Source organism: Actinomadura sp. BRA 177, from assembly GCF_013372625.1.
Taxonomy (GTDB): Bacteria; Actinomycetota; Actinomycetes; order Streptosporangiales; family Streptosporangiaceae; genus Spirillospora.
Map to the genome: position 1 here is coordinate 1 of NZ_JABXFD010000246.1, position 17,283 is coordinate 17,283.

A 17,283-nucleotide genomic window follows, 5' to 3' on the forward strand; every position below is an offset into this window, starting at 1 on the left:
GATATGTGTATAGGAGACAGGAGGGTGGGGCAGGACATGCAGCGGGGGCCGCCTCGGCCGGTGCCCAGTTCGCTGCCGCTGATTCGGATTACTTCGATGCCGGACGCTTCTAGTTGGGCGTTCGTCTCTATGTTGCGTTCGTAGGCGACGCATAGGCGTGGGGCCACGGCGAGGGTGTTGTTGCCGTCGTCCCATTGCTCGCGTTCGGCGGTGACCGGGTCGAGGCCGGTGTCGATCACCTTTAGGCGGTCGAGCTGCATGGCTTCGGCGGCTGCCTCCAGGAAGGGGCGGGGTTCCGAGACGCGTAGGTCGCCGTTGGTGAGGGTGACCTTGTGGGCCATTAGGGAATGTGCGACCGGGGGATACATGACGACCATGTCCACGTCGACCATGGTGCAGACCGTGTCGAGGTGCATGGTCGCCCTTTCCTGGGCGATGGGCACCGCTAGGACGGTGTGGGCCAGGTTGGCTTTGAAGACCTGGCGGGCCAGGCGTTCTACGCCGGCGGGGGTCGTTCGTTCACCGGTGCCTATTGCGATTACGCCCGGGGAGAGGAGGAGGACGTCTCCGCCCTCGACGTGTTCCAGGGATGGTGAGTACACCGGTTCCACGCCGGCGAAGCGGGGGTGGTGGGCGTAGATGAGGGCGGTCAGGGCCGACTCGCGGCGGCGGGCCTCCATGGCCAGGCTCGTTACTGCTACTCGGTCGCCGATCCAGGTGCTGTTGTCGCGGGTGAACAGGAGGCCGGGGAGCGGGTCGATGATGAAGTCGAGCCTGTCCATGAGCCGGTAGACGAGGCCGTGCCCGGATTTGAGCTCTTCGTGGGCCAGGCCGCCGATCAGGGTTTGGGTGAGGTTCTCCGGGTCCTGGTCGCGCAGGTAGTCCTCGACTATGCGGCGGAGTTGGTCGCCTAGGCGCAGGTCGATGATGGCGTCGGCTATCGCCTGGTCGCGGGCCGCCTCGTATTCGAGAGCGTCCTGCAGCAGCTCGGTCAGGTAGAGGACCTCGACGCCGTGCGAGCGAAGGGCCTCCGCGAACGCGTCGTGCTCCTCCTGGGCGCGGCCGGCCCACGGGATCGCGTCGAACAGCAGCTTGTCGCTGTTGCGCGGGGTGAGCCTCTTCAGTTCCGCGCCGGGACGGTGCAGCAGGACGGTCCGCAGCCGTCCGACCTCGCTGGTGACCCGGTGCTCGTGCCCTGCCTTCGCTGCCGTCACTCTTCGCAGTTTATGTGCCAGCATGCGAGAGTGATCGGCAGGATGGCGGCGCTGCCGCTCCACCTCACGTCGGCGACGATGCTGCGGGTGTCGGCCGAGGGCGTCGCGACGGCGCTGGTCCTGACCGTCCAGGCGCGGACGGGGCACGCGGCGACCGCCGGGTATCTGCAGACCGCCATGACGCTGCCGTACGTGCTCAGCGGGCCGATCATCGGCAACGCGCTGGACCGGGTGCGGCGCCCGCGGTCGGTTGCGGTCGCTCTTGCCGCCGGCTATGCCGTCGCGACCGCGTTGTTGCTGGTCATGGCGGGGAGTTCGCCGCTCGTCCTCGCCCTGTGCGTCGCCGCGGTGATCGGTTGTACGGAGCCGATCGTCGTCGCGCTGACCAGCCTGCTGCCCCGGTTCGTCCCGGCTGGACGGCTTTCGCGCGCCTATGGCCTGGAAGCGTCCAGTTACAACCTCGCGGGCATCGCGGGCCCCGGCCTGGCCGCCGCCCTCGCCGCACTGGTCGGCGGCCAGTACGCGGGCACCGCCGTGGTCACCGTCGGCGTGCTCGGCCTGCTCACGCTGCCGCTCCTCCCCTTCCCCGGCCCGCGCGAGGAGCCCGCTGACCAGGGGACGCGGCCGACGGCGGTCGGGGTCGCGGGCGCGGACGCGGGCAGCACGGCGGAGATGGCCTCGGGCCGTCCCGCGAGCTGGACGTCGGTGATCATGGGCGGGATCGTCGTGCTTGCCGAAGGGCGGGTGCTGCGGGCGCTGACGGTGGCCACCACGCTCGCCTGGACGGGGTTCGGCGGGGTCGCGGTGACGGCGGTGCTGCTGGCCGAGCACATCGGGGCCGCGCCGAGCGCGGGCGGACGGCTGCTCGTCGCGCTCGCGGTCGGGTCGCTGATCGGCTCCCTCGCGTCCAGCCGGTGGCTGACGCCGAAGCACGCGGAGCCGGTCATGCTCGCCGGACTGGTCGCGTTCGGGGCGTCGCTCGCGGCCCTCGCCGTGGCGCCGTCGCTGCCGTGGGCGACGGCGGCGTTCGTCGCGGCGGGGATCGCGGAGGGCCCGGTGTTCGCGGCCACACTCATGCTCCGCCAGCGCGAGTCGCCGCCCGACCGGCTGGGCCAGGTCAACACGACGGCGGGCAGCCTCAAGATCGGCGCATCCGCCGTAGGCGCCGCCCTGACCGCCGCCGCCGCGGACGCCGTAGGCCCGATCGGCCTGATCCTGGCGATCGCCGCCTTCCAGTTCGCCGGCGCCGCCACCGGCCTCCTTCTCCTGCGCGTCCCGCCGGACGAGACGTAATTCCAGGGCTCCCCACCTGCGACGTCCTCCAAGAACAGAGGCCGCTGCCGTGTGCGGTTCTGCGGCTTCCCTTGCTTGTGCCGCTGGACGAGATGTAATTGCGAGGGCTCCCGACATGCGGCGCCTTGCCTTGACGTCCTGCAAGAACAGAGGCCGCTGCCGTGTGCGGTTCTGCGGCTCCCCCTGCTTGTGCCGCTGGATCGGCCCTCCGGGGAGTCGATGATCCGTCGCGACCCGCTAGCGGTGTCCTAGGGGCAGCCGTGCGTCCGGCGTGATCGGGTGGAAAATCGGTCGACTTGGCGTAGGGCCGTCCGTAGTGTGCTTGGCATGTTCTTCGCAGTCGGCACCAAGACGCTCGCGGGCATCAGCCCGCTGAGCGCGGTGCCGGCTGCCTTCGCAGCAGCAGCGGTCGTCGTCGACGGCCTGCGAAGCTGCCCCCTCTCCGTCCAGCCCTTCCGGAGAACCAGCGGAGGGGGGTGGTCGCAAGCACGGGTTCTCACCGGATCCACCAGTGAGGACAGGGCCGATGGCCAAGCAGCTTTACGAGCGCGACAAGCCTCATCTCAACATCGGGACGATGGGGCACGTCGACCACGGCAAGACGACGCTGACCGCGGCGATCACGAAGGTGCTCGCCGAGCGCGGGCTGGCGTCCGCCGTGCCGTTCGACCGCATCGACCGCGCCCCCGAGGAGCGCGACCGGGGCATCACGATCAACGTCTCGCACGTCCAGTACGCGACCGCGACCAGGCACTACGCCCACGTCGACATGCCGGGGCACGCCGATTATGTGAAGAACATGATCTCCGGTGCCGCGCAGGTGGACGGGGCCGTGCTCGTGGTGTCCGCGCAGGACGGGGCCATGCCGCAGACGCGGGAGCACATCGTCCTCGCGCGGCAGGTCGGCGTCGAGCACATCGTGGTGGCGCTGAACAAGGCCGACATGGTCGAGGACGCCGAGTTGCTCGACCTCGTCGAGCTGGAGGTCAGAGAGCTGCTCTCCGAGTACGGGTTCCCCGGCGACGAGGTGCCGATCGTGCGGGTGTCCGGGCTGCGGGCGCTGGAGGGCGACCCGTACTGGACGGCGCGGATCGGCGACCTGCTCGACGCGATCGACGGGTACGTGCCCGTCCCGCAGCGGGTTCTCGACAAGCCGTTCCTCATGCCGGTCGAGAGCGTCCTCACGATCACCGGTCGCGGCACCGTCGTGACCGGGGTCGTGGCGCAGGGCGCCGTACGGCTCGGGGACGCCGTGGAGGTCGTCGGGCTCGGCGAGTCGTTCGGCACGGTCGCGACCGGGCTGGAGACGTTCGGGCAGCAGATGGACCACGCGGAGGCCGGTGACAACACGGCCATGCTGCTGCGCGGCGTCAAGCGAGACCAGGTGCGGCGCGGGCAGGTCGTCAGCGCGCCGGGCGCGATCCGGCCGCATCTGCGGTTCCGGGCGCGGGTCCGGGTGCTGACCGCGGACGAGGGCGGACGGTCCAGGCCGTTCTTCCACGGCTACCGGCCGCAGTTCCACTTCCGGACGACGGACGTGGTCGGCGGCATCGACCTCGGCGGCGACGGCGGCATGGCGCTGCCCGGCGACACCGTCGAGATGGCCGTCGAGCTGGGCAAGCCGGTCGCGATGACCGAGGGGCTCGGCTTCGCGATCCGCGAGGGCGGCCGGACGGTCGGCGCCGGCACGGTCACCGCGCTGGAGGACTAGCGGGCGGGGGCCCGGCGGGAGCATCCGCCGGGCCCCCTTAGCCTGGGCGCGCCCGGAAAATGTCCCCGCATGAGTGACCGCGTGGTCGCGAACCGGTGGCGGATGCGATCTTGATGTGGTGAGATTCCGGCAACACCCCCGCAGATAGCCCCATTTCTGGAGAACGTGTGCGATCCCCCCGCGCCCTGATTCCCCTGCTCTCGGTCTGCGCGGCGGCCGCGGTCGTCGCCGCGGCCGCCACCGGCACCAGCATCGAGGGCCTGCCGGGCGGCGGCGGCCCCGCCCACGCCGACGGCGCCGCCGAACCGCCCCCCGCCGTGACGATCAACGCGGTGACCTGGAACGTCTGCGGCGGGCCCGGCTGCCCGTCCGGCGCCGCTCCCGCGAAGCTCACCAAGCAGGTCGTCCAGCGGATGCGCTCCACCGAGGTCGGCGGACGCAAGGTCAGGACCAACGCCGTCCTCCTGCAGGAGGTCTGCGAAGGGCACGTGCGCACCTTCAAGAAGACCATGGACACGTGGACGTGGGCGTTCGCCGCGTCCCCCGACGGTGGCTCTTGCGCGCAGGGCCAGGGCAAGGCCGGCGTCGCGATCGGCACCGACAAACCGCTCATCGGGACCCGCCAGGCGAAGCTCCCCGCCCCCGCCGACCGCACGCGCATCGCACTGTGCGGCGAGGTGCCGTCCTGGGCGACCAGGGTGTGCGTCACGCAGCTCAGCCCGGCCGAGGGCAACGAGTGGCGGCAGAAGGAGGCCCGCGCCCTCACGACGCTCGCCGGCACCGGCCGCGTCCTCGTCGGCGGCGACCTCGCCGACAGCCCGGACAGCCCGGCCCTCGACCCGCTCTACACCGCCTACGACGAATGCGACCAGTCGGGCGCGTCCCGGACCGGCGCGAAGACCCGGCAGAACTGGCAGGGCACGGCCGTCGAGAAGACCGACTACCTGTTCATCACCAAGTCGGCCGCCGTCTCCTGCAGCGTCCCGTCCGCCCGCACCAAGGCGTCCGACCACCGCCCCATGTCCGCCGAAATCCGCTTCACGTGAAACGGCCCGCCGGGGCCAAGGTGACGACCCTCGACCCCGGCGGCCCGAACCCCGCCCCCGCAACGACCTCAACGTTGCGATCGCGTCCGAAGGCGGGTTCGCGCCCCGGCCCCGCGACGGCCTCAGCGTTGCGATCGCGTCCTAAGGCAGTTTGAGCCCCGGCCCCGCGATGGCCTCAATGTTGCGATCGCGTCCGAAGGCAGGTTCGAGCTTGCGAGAACCTGATCGCGCAGCGAGCCGCTAGGCGAGTCGGATGCGATGCCAGCGATCGCCGCGTTTCTCGACGATGGAGGGCCGCCAAGGCCCGAAGGAGGAGAGAAATGCATTAAGACACAGCCCTGTCCTTGTCCTGCCAGTAGGGGGCGCGGAGTTCACGTTTGAGGATCTTGCCGGTGGGGTTGCGGGGGATCTCGTCGCGGCGTTCGATGGAGCTGGGGCACTTGAAGTGGGCCAGGTGCTCGCGGCAGTAGTCGATGAGGTCCTGCTCGGAGAGGTCGGACGTGAGCACGACCAGGGCCTTCGGGGTCTCGCCCCAGCGCTCGGACGGGACGCCGATGACCGCGCAGTCCGAGACGTCCGGGTGGCTCATCAGGACGTTCTCGACCTCGGCCGGGTAGATGTTCTCCCCGCCCGAGATGATCATGTCCTTGACGCGGTCGTGGATGTAGAGGTAGCCGTCCTCGTCGACGTAGCCGGCGTCGCCGGTGCGGAACCAGTTGTCCTCGGAGAGGGCGGTGGCGGTCGCGTCCGGCATCCCCCAGTACCCCTTCATGTTCTGCGGGGTCCGGCAGAGGATCTCGCCGACCTGCCCGGCGGGCACCTCCTCCTGGGTCGCCGGGTCGACGATCTTGAGGGTGGTGGTGGCGTTGGCGAGGCCGGCGCTGCGCAGCCGGTGCGTGTTCGGGCCGTCCGGGTCGTGGTCGGCGGCGGGCAGCATCGTGATCGCGCCGGTGACCTCCGTCAGCCCGTACACCTGCATGAACTCGGTGGACGGCAGCATCCGCATGGCGCCGCGCAGCACGTCCTCGCTGATCGGGGACGCGCCGTACAGCATCAGCTTGAGGCTGGACATGTCGCACGCGCCGACCTCGGGGATCAGCTGCATGAACTGCAGCAGGACCGGGACGAGGAAGATGTGCGTGACGCGGTGCCGCTCGATGGCCTGCGCGATCACGGTCGGGTCGGGCTCGCGCGCGATGACGCCCGTGATCGTGTTGTAGATGGCGGAGACGGTGAGGACGTTGCCCGCGACGTGGTACATCGGCATCGCGATCATCAGGACGGACGACTCGTCGATGTCCCAGACGTCCGTGGTCACGTCCAGCGCCGCAAGGAAGTTGTCGTGCGTCAGCATGACGCCCTTGGGCAGGCCCGTCGTTCCGGACGAGTAGAGCTGGACGAACACGTCCCCGGTTTCGGGCTCATGGTCGGGCGGTGTGTCGGACGCCCCGTCGATCCACGCCGCGTAGTCGTCGTAGGCGTGGTCGGAGCCGTTGATGACCACCATGCGGGTGGTGTGTTCGAGCTTGCCGGCGATCGCGTCCAGGACGGGGACGAACTCGGGGCCGACGATGAAGACCTTCGCCTGCGCGTTGTTGACGATGTAGGCGACCTCGTCCGGGGCCAGCCGGTAGTTCACCGGGACCTGGACGGCGCCGATGCGGGCCGCGCCGAACAGCTGCTCGGCGTATTCGAGGGAGTTCTTGTCGAGGATCGCGACCCGGTCGCCGTGCCCCACGCCCGCGGACGCGAGCGCGCCCGCGACCCGGTCGGCGCGCCGGTCGAAGTCCCGGAAGGTGACCTCGGTGTCGCCCGCGATGTACGCGATGCGATCGGGATGTGAACGTGCGCGTTCGCGCAGCACCTCTGTCAGACCCGGCACGTATGTCCCTTCGCCGATGACCGCCTGGTTATCCCGGCATCATGCGGTCACCGGCGACGCCCCGCAAGGGGTATGAGCTGCTTAGTTAGTGGCTTTTGGACATCTTGGACACGGCGGTCACGGCGAGTACCACGACGACGGCGACGAGTCCGATGAAGAAGAAGAACTTGAGCATCGAGATGATGGCGCCGATGACGGTCATCGCCAGCCATATCGCGAGCACAACACCGATGATGGTCAGGATCGTCTTACCCATGCCTCCACCGTATGCGCTGCGTTCCCGGAGGACATCACCCTTGGGGACGACCCTGACCCCCCACCGCACGATGGAGCCCACCCTGATCCCCGGCCAGGGCTCACCCTGACCCCCCAGGCCCGTGCTGGCTCGTCTGTGCCTGGAACTGAGAAGCCGAGGTCTTGGGCCCGTTTCTTACGGGGTGATGACGGGACGTCCGGTGGCGGCGTGGGCGGCTTAGCGTGTGGGGGTGAACTCCGTGAGCCCCGCTGGACGCGTCCTGGTGGTCGATGACGATCCGACGGTGGCGGAAGTCGTTGCCCGGTATCTGGCTCGTGACGGGCACGAGGTGGTCTGCGTGGCGGACGGGCCGACCGCGCTGCGCAAGGTGCTCGACCAGCCGCCCGACCTCGTCGTCCTCGACCTGATGCTGCCCGGCATGGACGGCCTGGAGGTGTGCCGGCGGCTGCGCGAGACCTCGACCGTCCCGATCGTGATGCTGACGGCGCTCGGTGCGGAGACCGACCGGCTCGTCGGGCTGGAGACCGGCGCAGACGACTACGTGACCAAGCCGTTCAGCCCGCGTGAGCTGGCGCTTCGGGTGAGGTCGGTGCTGCGGCGGGCGCGCGGCGCGCTCGTCCCGACCGGGCCGGCGGGGCCACTGCGGGACGGCGACCTGGTCGTGGACGTCAGCGCGCACGAGGCGGGATTGCACGGCGAGCGGCTCGCGCTCACGTCCCGCGAGTTCGACCTGCTGGCGTTCTTGCTGCGCCACCCGAGGCGGGCCTTCACCCGCGACGAACTGCTCGAACGCGTCTGGGACTGGACGTTCGGCGACTCGTCCACGGTGACCGTCCACGTCCGGCGGCTGCGGGAGAAGATCGAGGACGATCCGACGGCCCCGCGCCGCATCGTCACCGTGTGGGGCGTCGGCTACCGGTACGAGCCCGGGGACGAGGCATGATCCCCTTCGAAGACCTCCTCTGGGTCGTCTTCTACGCGGTGGTCGCCGCGTTCACGGTGGCGGTCGTCGCGCTCGGCGCCCTGTACGGGCTGCGCGGACGGTCGGTCGCCACCCAGCTGATCGTCGTGGGCGTCGCGACGGTGCTGGCGACCATCTCCGGCATCCTCGTGATCTCGTTCATGATGGTGCTGAACGACCATGACCGGGCGGTCGTGCTCGCGGTGGTGATCTCTGCCGGCATTGTCGCGATGGCGGTGTCGGTGCTGCTGGGACGCCGCCTGGTCGCCGCCAACAGGACTCTCGTGGACGCCGTCCGCGCGGGACGGTTCCGGCAGCCGGCCGCGCGCCTCCCCGCCGAGCTGGCCGAGCTGTCCAGGGAGCTGGAGGCCGCCTACGACCGGCTGGCCGCGGCCCACGAGCGCGAGCAGGCCCTGGAGGCGAGCCGCCGCGAGCTGGTCGCCTGGGTGAGCCACGACCTGCGCACCCCGCTGGCCGGCCTGCGCGCGATGGCCGAGGCGCTGGAGGATGAGGTCGTCGCCGATCAGGGCACCGTCCAGCGCTACCACGGGCGCATCCGCGTCGAGGCCGAGCGGCTCACGGAGATGGTGGACGACCTGTTCGAGCTGTCCCGGATCCACGCGGGCGCGCTGCGCCTGTCCACCGAACGCGTCGGGCTCGCGGATCTGGTCGCGGACGCGGTCGCCGGTACCGAGGTGCTCGCCCGGGCCAAGGGGGTCCGGCTGCGCGGCGACGTCCGCGAGGGACTGCCCGTGCAGGCGGACGCCGGCGAACTGGGACGCGCGCTCCGCAACCTCGTCGTCAACGCGATCCGGCACACCCCGAGCGACGGCGCCGTCGAGATCATCGCCGAGGTCAGCGACGGGGAGGCGCGGGTGACGGTGGCGGACGGGTGCGGCGGCATCCCGGAGGACGATCTGCCGCGTGTGTTCGATGTCGCGTTCCGCGGCGAGGCGGCGCGTACGCCGGGCGGCGGCGCCGGGCTGGGCCTCGCCATCGCGCGCGGCATCGTGGAGGCGCACGCCGGGCGGATCGGTGTGGCCAACGACGGGCCCGGCTGCCGCTTCGAGGTCCGCCTGCCGCTCACGGTCTAGGGGTCGAGGGACTCGGAGATCGTCCGGAAGGTGGGGCACGGCCAGCGGGACATGCAGGCGCGGCAGCGCCGGATGGGGTGGTCGGGGTCGCTGGTGATGCCGCCGGCCTCCTGCGGGCGGTGCAGGTCGAGCAGCCGGACGCCGAGGTCGGCGAACGCGATGACCTCCTCCCGGGCGCCGGCGAGGAAGGCGAGGTCCTCGCGGGACAGGCGCGTCTTGATCGGGACGAGGCCGTCCCGGTTCACCAGCCGGGACAGCACCTGGGTGGAACTCCGCCACGAGCTGGACTTCGCCGAGCGCGCCCGGATCGTCTCCAGGCGTTCGCGCAGCCGGGTCTCTCTCGGATCGGCCTTCTGTCGCACCTGCTCAGCCTCTCTCACTCCGGGCCTCCGTGCGGCGCGAACCGCGTACATCGCCCGGCGGGGAACACGCCGCCGTCGCCCGAATTCAGAACAATACCGTCCGTAGTTATCAAAGCGTGCGGGGCTGGCAAGGCGGCGACACGCCCCGGAAACGCCCATGCCACAAGGGAGTTGGCGAACAGCCTGGCCCCGGGGCCGTTCCCGAGATAGTGTGCCGCACGTGGAGCTAAACGTCTCGACCGCGTCTCAAGGAGGTCACGCCGTCGTTACGGCGACCGGCGAGCTCGACCTGTACACGGCACCCAGACTGCAGGCGGCCCTCGCGGGGCTGCTGCGCGAGCAGGTCACCCGCATCGTGGTCGACCTGAGCGGCGTCGAGTTCTGCGACTCGACGGGCATGAACGTGCTGCTGTCGGCCATGAAGCGGCTCAAGGAGCAGGGCGGCTCGCTGGAGCTCGCCGCCCCGCGCCCGGCCGTCCGGCGGATCCTGCAGGTCACCGGGCTCGACACCGTGTTCACCGTCACGGAGAAGGCACCGGTCCTGGACGCCGGCTGACCGACCATCGGCTGCAACCGGCGGCCTGCGGGTGAACCCCGGAGGTCGCCGCGTCGCCGCGCCGGTAACCGTTCGCGGCGGCATTCCACATCGCACGTCCGTCCCGGACTACCATCGCGTACATGCACGACGTCGCGGTGATCATCCCCGCCATGGACGAAGCCGACCGCATCGCGGCCACGGTCAAGGCCGCGCAGGAGCTTCCCGGCGCCGATCTCGTCGTGGTGGTCGACGACGGCTCGTCCGACGGCACCGGCCGGGTGGCGCGCGAGGCGGGGGCGCGGGTCGTGCGGCACAGCCGCAACCGCGGCAAGGGCGCCGCGATGGAGACCGGCGCCGAGGCCGTCCGGCTCCTGGATGACGGCCGCGACCAGCCCAGGCACCTGCTCTTCCTCGACGCCGACCTCGCCGAGACCGCCCGCGAGGCGGCGCCGCTCGTCGAACCCGTCCGGGCCGGTGACGCCGACATGACGATCGCGGTGTTCAGCACGACGGTGAAGCTCGGCGGGCACGGCTTCGTCGTGCGGCTGTCCCGCGAGGGCGTCCGCCGCGCCACCGGCTGGGAGCCGGACGCGCCGCTCAACGGGCAGCGCTGCCTGACCCGGGCCGCGTTCGACGCGGCACTGCCGCTCGCCGCCGGGTTCGCCGTGGAGACGGCGCTGACCATCGACCTGCTGCGGCAGGGGTTCCGGGTGCGGGAGGTGGAGGTGCCGCTCGCGCACCGCGCCACGTCCCGGAACTGCCGGCCGCGGTGCAGCTGGGCCCGCCAGTCGGTGCCGGTGGCGCGGGCGCTCGCCGTCCGCGACCCGGTGGTGGCGCGGCGGCTCGGCCGGCTGCGCGGCAGCCGCCCGTGACCCGTCGTCTCCGGGCCCGTCGTCTCGGGACCTGTCGTCTCGGGACGGGCGGGCTGTGGGGCATCGGGGCCGGCATCGCCTGCTTCCTCGGCACCGCCCTGCTGGGTCCGTCGGTGTTCGAGCCGGATCTGGAGGGCTCGCGCGGCCAGCCGCCGTACTCGCTCGTCGTCCACCCGTCGCCGTACCTGGTGATCGGGCTGGTCGTCGCGGGGATCGTCGCGAGCACCGCGGGTCTCGGGCTGTGCTTCGCCGCCGTCCGGAAGGGCTGGCGCGTCCCGGCGCTGCCGCTCGTCGTCGCCGGGCTGCTGGCGGCGGTCGCGTTCATGTGCATGCCGCCGATCGGGTCCACCGACCACCTGAACTACGCCTCCTACGGGCGGATGGCGGCGACGGGCCACGACCCGTACGTGACCAGCGCCGACGACCTGTCCAGGGATCCGGTCGCCGGGGCGCCGGAGGAGTGGCGGACGACGCCGTCGGTGTACGGGCCGATCGCGACGGGCGAGCAGGCGCTCGCCGCGTGGATCGGCGACGACTCCGTACGGCTGACCGTTTTCGTCATGTCGGTGGCGAACGTCCTCGCGTTCGCGGTGACGGCGCTGATCCTCTACCGGACGTCCAGGACCGAGGAACGGCGGCTGCGCACCGCGCTGCTGTGGACGTGCAACCCGCTGGTGCTGTTCCACCTGATCGCGGGCGCGCACAACGACGTCCTCGCGATCGCGCCGATGGTGGCGGCGCTCGCCGTGTTCGGTCCCAAAGCCGGATGGGTGCGTTCCCTGGCCGCCGGTGCCTTCGCCGGCGTCGGTACGGCGATCAAGCTGCCGGCCGTGCTCGTCGCCGGCGGGCCCGCCCTCGCGCTGCTGCGCGAGCGGAAATGGCGGTCGCTCGGCGGACTGCTCGCGCTGGCGGCCGGTGGCGCCGCCGTCACCGTGACCTCGTACGCGCTGGCCGGGCCGCACGCGCTCGACCAGGTCCGCGAGGCCAGCAACATGGTGTCGTTCGCGACGCCCTGGCATCTGCTGGACGAGTCGCTCGGCCGCGGCTCGCAGCGCGACGTCATCAAGACGGGCGCGATGCTGCTCGGGCTGGCGCTGTTCGTCCTGCTCGTCCGGGCGCTCCCCGAAGAGGACGCGGGAAGGCACCAGCGCCTCGCCGCCGCGCTCGTCCTCGCCTGGCTCCTCGTCGCGCCCTACGCGCTGCCCTGGTACGACGGGTTCGGCTGGGCGCTGCTGGCGCTGCTGCCCTGGACGCGGATCGACTGGATCCTGCTCGCGCACACCGCGGCCCTCAGCCTCGCCTACCTGCCCGCGCGCGCCCCCGCCCGCATCCGGCTGCCGGACGACCTGGAGTGGCTGTTCACCGTCGTCAGGCCGACGGTGATCCCGTGGACGCTTCTCGCGATTCTGACGGCTCTGGTGGCGACGTGTCTGCGTTCCTCAGGTCGATCTCCAGCGACCGGAGCCCGGCCGCGAGCATCAGCGGAGTCGCCAGGCTGAACGCCACCGACAGGACCACGACGCCGGAGTCGTTCGCCAGGGTGCCGATGACGCCGACGGCCAGCGCGCAGATCAGCGCCGGGCGCATCGACAGGCTGTGCTTGTAGGCGCCCTGCAGCAGCGACACCCGCCACCGCGTCGGCCGCGCCAGGACGAAGAACAGGAACACGACGGCGGCCGCGACGGCGAGGGTGTACGGCCAGTACCCGAGGCTGTTCAGCATCGCGTTGAACTTGCGGGTGACGATGCCCCAGGCGTCCCCGTCCATGAGGTCCTGCCAGAACCGGCCGAGGTGCGTCGGGTTGGCGCTCTGCGCGTTCAGGTAGGAGATGAACAGCACGATCGCCGCGCCCACCACGAAGAAGACGCCGAGCCTCAGCGCGGACACGCGCTGCCCGGCGACCATCAGGCCGAGCATCGCGAACGCGGGGACGATCGCGAGCACGCCGCCGAAGTCGCTGCCGAACGCGGGCAGGCCGTCCACCAGGACGGCGAACACCCCGATCACGGCGACGATCCCGACCGCGATCGCCTTGCGGCGCCGGCGCAGCGGGTACTCGGTCAGCCACGCCGCCGTCAGGATCGCGGCGACGGCGAACAGCGAGAACGCCTGGTTGCCGAAGCCGTAGAACCGTCCGGCGACCAGCGCCGTGTACCCCATCAGCGTGTTGAGCTGGAGGTTGGAGCCGGTCATCACGTCCAACGCGAGGACGGCGCCCGTCACGCCGGTGATCACCAACCCGGGGACGACCACGGACCGGCGCCACGGGCCGGCGAGCGCCACGCCCGTGAGCAGCCCCGCGAAGCCCAGCACCGTGCAGATCAGCACGGGTGTCGGATGCTCGGCCCGCCACCACGGCAGCAGCCCGGCGAGGAACGACGCGCCCGGCGCCGCCCCGCCCAGCAGCGCTATCACGCGGGTGCCGCCCAGTATCCGCGCCCGCGACCGGCGGTCGCCGCCGAGCCGCCGCAGCGCCAGCACCGCGATCCCGTACAGGACGAGCTGCGTCGCGAACAGCACCCAGTAGAACGACGTCTGCACGGTGCGGATCGCCTGTGCGGCGACGTCCTCGTCCACGAGCGCGTCCACCCGATCCTGCGTGGACACCTTCGACGGCTGCGCCGTCCACACCGACCCGACGACCTGCTTCGGCTGGGGCAGCCCGAGCAGCTTCATCGCGGTCGCGGTGACGTCGGTGAGCGTGACCAGGCCCTCCTGCCGGGTGGCGCTGGACGTCATGAAACCGGGCTCGTACCCGTCGCCCTTCGCGACGGCGACGCGCAGGTGCGGGTTGAGGCCGGTGTCGGACAGCCCCGCGAGCAGGATGGTCGTGCCCTGCGGGACGCCGGTGACGACCTGTCCGACCCGGCGGTCGGCGTCGGCCGCGGCGTCGGCGCGGCCCTCGTCCGACAGCGGGATCTGGTCGCCGTGCGGGTCGACGCCCGCGTCGATGTAGGCGCGGAACAGGTCGTCGACGTCGACCGCGGCGAGCGGGCAGCGCGCCCAGTCCGCCGCGGTGACCTTGTCGGGGGACTCGACGTAGCGGTCCACCCGGCCGCCGCCGTTGCCGACGCCGAACACCGCGCCCGGCCCGACCGCCATCGTGCAGCCGCCCGCCTTGTGGACGGCGTCGCCGAGCAGCCCGATCTCGGCGTGGTAGTTGGTGCCCGCGTTGTCGCTCTTGATGGCAGGCCAGCCGGCGGCGATCGCGCCGTCCTTCGGCACCGGGCCGGTGGGGGAGTCCTGGCCGGGCAGGATCGGCGCGGACGGCAGCGCGCAGTCGCCGTGCGGCAGCCGGGACCGCTGCCCGGCCGACACCGTCAGCCAGCCGTCCGTCGGGCAGGTGTTGACGCGGGTCGTCCGCACGCTGAGGCCCGCCGCGGAGCCGCCCGCCGTCAACCCCCACAAAGCGGGCGTGTTCTGCTGGCTGATGTCGCTCCACATGAGCCCCGGCACGCCAATGATCACCACGCGTCCGGTGGCCTGCGCGCGCGTGTCAGCCTGTGCGGGGGACCAGCCGAGAACCCCGGTCAGCACGGTGGCGAGGGTCGCGAGGAACACGGCGATCTTCGTTCCCCGGGGCATCATGGCGTTCAGGTTACAAGAGCCCTACCACCGCACAGTGGCCATATCCTGCGGGCTGTGGACGGTTCCATGGTGCAGCAGGTCGGCGATGCCCGCGGCGGACGCCTGCGCGCACTCCTCGTGTGCGCCGGCCTCGCCGTCGCCGTGCTCGCGGTCGTCCCGATCGTGTCCCGCTGGCTCACCAACCCGCCCGACCAGCGGCTCGTCGACCTGGAGGTCTACCGGGAGGGCGGCCTCGCCGTGCTGCGCGGCGCCCCCCTGTACGAGTTCCTCACGCAGCCGCCGCAGCTGCTGCCGTTCACCTACCCGCCGTTCGCCGCCGCGCTCGCCGTCCCGTTCACCCTGCTCCCCTGGCGGGCCGCGCAGTGGACGTGGGTCGTGCTGATCTACGCCTCGCTGGCGATCGTGGTCTGGTACGCCTTCCGCGACCTCATCCGCCGGACCGGACGCTGGGCGCCGCTCACCGCCGGCGTCCTGTTCGCCGCGATGGCGTGGCTCGACCCCGTCCGCGACCAGGTCCGCTTCGGGCAGGTCGGGCTGTTCCTGCTCGCCATGTGCCTCGCCGACTGCTGCGCCCGCACGCCCCGCTGGCCGCGCGGCGCGCTCGTCGGCCTCGCCGTCGCGATCAAGCTGGTGCCGGGCGTCTTCCTCATCTACTTCCTGCTCACCGGACGCCGGGACGCGCTGGGCAACGCGGTGCTCACCGCCGCCGCCGCGACCCTCGCCGGGTTCGCGCTGCTGCCCGCCGACTCGTCCGCCTACTGGTTCGGCGCGCTGCTGCAGGGCGGCGACCGGACGGGCGCGGTCGACGGCACCACCAACCAGGCGATCCAGGGCATCGTCGCGCGGATCTTCGACGAGGGGTCCGTCCGGACGGCCGTCTGGCTCGTCCTCGCGCTGATCGTCGCCTACTTCGGCTTCACCTGGGCCCGCCGAGTCACCCTCGCCGCCGACGAACTGACCGGGACGGACGCGAACAGCCTGCTGCTCGGCGCGGTCGCGATCGTCGGGCTGCTGTCCGTCGTGCTGTCCCCTGTGGGGTGGATCCACCACCTTGTCTGGATGATCGCGGTCATCGGGGCTTTGGCCGGTGACGGCCGGGACACGCGAAGATGTCTTTATGCGCTCGGCGTCTGGTTCGTGTTCCTGTGGCCGCTGCCGTGGTGGGGACGCGACTGGATCGGCCCAGAGCACTCCGCTGTAGCGGAATTCGCGGGCCAGGTCCTGCGCGACTCGTTCGGGATCGCCGCGCTCGTCTCCATCGCCGTCCTCGGCACCTGGCTGGTGAACCGGGTCAAATCGGGCGCGGATCAGGGGGTTCCTTCGCAACCGAAGGCCGAGGTGGGTACGCTCGCCCCGTGATGCTAGTCGCGGTGGCCGTCGCGGGCCTGGTCGCCGGTATTGCGGGGCTGTCCATCGCGGTGGTCGCGCACAACCGGGTCAACCAGGTCGTCGACGAGTGCGGGGAAATGCTCAGGCGCCAGCTCCAGGTCGCCAGCGGATCGGTGGACGAGCGCGCGCTGCGCGACCTCGCCATCGTCCACTACGACGCGCTGAAGGAGATGTCCGGGCACCGGTCGTTCTCCCTCGCGCTGATCAACGCGATCGGGGACGGGGTCGTCGTCAGCTCCATCAACGGGCGGACCGAGACGCGGACGTACGCCAAGGTCGTGCAGGCCGGGCACCCGGTCGAGACGCTCTCCCCCGAGGAGAGCCACGCCCTGCGCGCGGCCCGGCTCGGCAAGGGCCCGGTCGTGTCGCTGGACGACCCGCTGGCCGACTTCGGCAGCGGCGACCGCACGTCCGCCCGCGCCTAGGGCGGCACCGGCTTTACCCGCCGACGAGTAAACTCGGCGTGTTCAGCCACACACCACTCGCCCCGGGGGACCCCGTGACCGCAGACAGCAGGACAGCGCGCTACGCCTACCTGGGTCCGCAGGGCACGTTCACCGAGGCCGCGCTCCTCACCCTCCCGGGCGCCGCTGGCGCCGAGCACATCCCGTACGCCACCGTCCCGGCCGTCCTGGAAGCCCTGCGCAACGGCGAGGCCGACACGGCCGTCGTCGCGCTGGAGAACTCCGTCGAAGGCTCGGTCCCCACCACGCTGGACGAGCTGGCCACCGGGGAACCGCTCCAGATCGTCGGCGAGATCCACCTGCCGGTCTCGTTCGCGCTGCTCGTCCGCCCCGGCACGTCGCTGGACGACATCAAGACCGTCGCGTCCCACCCGATCGCGCAGCCGCAGTGCCGCCGCTGGCTGCTGGAGAACGTCCCGCACGCCGAATGGCGCGCCGCCACGTCCAACGCCGAGGCCGCCCAGCACGTCGCCGACGGCCACTACGACGCCGCGCTCGCCGGCTCGTTCGCCGCCGCCCGCTACGGCCTGTCCATCCTCGCCGAGGACATCCACGACGTCGCCGACGCCGTCACCCGCTTCGTCGTCCTGCACCTGTCCCCTATACACATCTC

15 protein-coding genes and 1 pseudogene are annotated in these 17,283 nt (G+C 71.6%); 11 read left to right on the top strand and 5 right to left on the bottom strand.

The features are described from left to right. Nucleotides 1–1,214: arginine deiminase (locus tag HUX53_RS10045; protein WP_309237142.1), on the bottom strand; the 1,214-nt coding region annotated here is incomplete at its 3' end. Between the two features lie 30 nt (nucleotides 1,215–1,244). Between HUX53_RS10045 and HUX53_RS10050 the strand changes: the two genes are divergently transcribed. The 3 genes from HUX53_RS10050 to HUX53_RS10060 all read left to right on the top strand — a co-directional run bounded on the left by HUX53_RS10050 (nucleotide 1,245) and on the right by HUX53_RS10060 (nucleotide 5,264). Further along, nucleotides 1,245–2,507, top strand: a complete 1,263-nt coding sequence (locus tag HUX53_RS10050) for an MFS transporter (RefSeq protein WP_176402888.1) — start codon at nucleotides 1,245–1,247, stop codon at nucleotides 2,505–2,507. A 526-nt stretch (nucleotides 2,508–3,033) separates the two neighbouring features. Further along, on the top strand, nucleotides 3,034–4,218 hold the full coding sequence (tuf, locus tag HUX53_RS10055) for an elongation factor Tu (RefSeq protein ID WP_176402889.1): 1,185 nt from the start codon (nucleotides 3,034–3,036) through the stop codon (nucleotides 4,216–4,218). Nucleotides 4,219–4,385: 167 nt separating this feature from the next. After that, entirely contained in the window at nucleotides 4,386–5,264 is an 879-nt protein-coding gene (locus tag HUX53_RS10060) for an endonuclease/exonuclease/phosphatase family protein (RefSeq protein ID WP_176402890.1), read from the top strand. A 325-nt stretch (nucleotides 5,265–5,589) separates the two neighbouring features. Here the strand turns inward: HUX53_RS10060 and HUX53_RS10065 are convergent, their stop codons facing one another. Beyond that, nucleotides 5,590–7,146 carry a long-chain-fatty-acid--CoA ligase gene (locus HUX53_RS10065; RefSeq protein WP_176402891.1) on the bottom strand — a complete coding sequence of 519 codons (1,557 nt, stop codon included), beginning with the start codon at nucleotides 7,144–7,146 and terminating at the stop codon, nucleotides 5,590–5,592. An 85-nt stretch (nucleotides 7,147–7,231) separates the two neighbouring features. Then, the gene (locus tag HUX53_RS10070) at nucleotides 7,232–7,402 is read right to left on the bottom strand and encodes a hypothetical protein (RefSeq protein WP_176402892.1); all 171 of its coding nucleotides are present in this window, start codon (nucleotides 7,400–7,402) and stop codon (nucleotides 7,232–7,234) included. A 238-nt stretch (nucleotides 7,403–7,640) separates the two neighbouring features. Here HUX53_RS10070 and HUX53_RS10075 point away from each other — a divergent pair, with 238 nt between their 5' ends. Together HUX53_RS10075 and HUX53_RS10080 are read left to right on the top strand one after the other, a co-directional pair. Continuing rightward, on the top strand, nucleotides 7,641–8,345 hold the full coding sequence (locus HUX53_RS10075; protein WP_369009189.1) for a response regulator: 705 nt from the start codon (nucleotides 7,641–7,643) through the stop codon (nucleotides 8,343–8,345). Further along, nucleotides 8,342–9,457, top strand: coding sequence for a sensor histidine kinase KdpD (locus HUX53_RS10080; RefSeq protein ID WP_176402894.1), 1,116 nt, complete (start codon nucleotides 8,342–8,344; stop codon nucleotides 9,455–9,457). Before HUX53_RS10075 ends, HUX53_RS10080 begins: the two co-directional genes overlap by 4 nt. On the opposite strand, the gene HUX53_RS10085 is transcribed toward HUX53_RS10080, so the two are convergent. After that, the gene (locus HUX53_RS10085) at nucleotides 9,454–9,819 is read right to left on the bottom strand and encodes a hypothetical protein (RefSeq protein WP_309237143.1); all 366 of its coding nucleotides are present in this window, start codon (nucleotides 9,817–9,819) and stop codon (nucleotides 9,454–9,456) included. The two genes, HUX53_RS10080 and HUX53_RS10085, sit on opposite strands and share 4 nt — an antisense overlap. A 220-nt stretch (nucleotides 9,820–10,039) precedes the next feature. Here HUX53_RS10085 and HUX53_RS10090 point away from each other — a divergent pair, with 220 nt between their 5' ends. The 3 genes and pseudogenes from HUX53_RS10090 to mptB form a co-directional block, all read left to right on the top strand. Continuing rightward, nucleotides 10,040–10,375, top strand: a complete 336-nt coding sequence (locus HUX53_RS10090; RefSeq protein ID WP_176402896.1) for an STAS domain-containing protein — start codon at nucleotides 10,040–10,042, stop codon at nucleotides 10,373–10,375. A 122-nt stretch (nucleotides 10,376–10,497) separates the two neighbouring features. Beyond that, entirely contained in the window at nucleotides 10,498–11,229 is a 732-nt protein-coding gene (locus tag HUX53_RS10095; RefSeq protein WP_176402897.1) for a glycosyltransferase family 2 protein, read from the top strand. Nucleotides 11,230–11,558: 329 nt separating this feature from the next. Continuing rightward, a pseudogene (mptB, locus tag HUX53_RS42985) lies at nucleotides 11,559–12,410 on the top strand (polyprenol phosphomannose-dependent alpha 1,6 mannosyltransferase MptB); the annotation flags it as partial. Between the two features lie 187 nt (nucleotides 12,411–12,597). Here the strand turns inward: mptB and HUX53_RS40905 are convergent. Further along, a complete protein-coding gene (locus HUX53_RS40905; protein WP_255205106.1) occupies nucleotides 12,598–14,817 on the bottom strand; it encodes a hypothetical protein in 2,220 nt (739 codons plus the stop codon). A 54-nt stretch (nucleotides 14,818–14,871) separates the two neighbouring features. Here HUX53_RS40905 and HUX53_RS10105 point away from each other — a divergent pair, with 54 nt between their 5' ends. The 3 genes from HUX53_RS10105 to HUX53_RS10115 all read left to right on the top strand — a co-directional run. Then, nucleotides 14,872–16,176 carry a glycosyltransferase 87 family protein gene (locus tag HUX53_RS10105; RefSeq protein WP_309237144.1) on the top strand — a complete coding sequence of 435 codons (1,305 nt, stop codon included), beginning with the start codon at nucleotides 14,872–14,874 and terminating at the stop codon, nucleotides 16,174–16,176. Then, on the top strand, nucleotides 16,176–16,631 hold the full coding sequence (locus HUX53_RS10110) for a DUF4446 family protein (RefSeq protein ID WP_176402900.1): 456 nt from the start codon (nucleotides 16,176–16,178) through the stop codon (nucleotides 16,629–16,631). The genes HUX53_RS10105 and HUX53_RS10110 overlap by 1 nt, the downstream gene beginning before the upstream one ends. Nucleotides 16,632–16,705: 74 nt before the next feature. After that, the coding region (locus HUX53_RS10115; protein ID WP_309237145.1) for a prephenate dehydratase domain-containing protein at nucleotides 16,706–17,283 on the top strand (578 nt) is incomplete at its 3' end.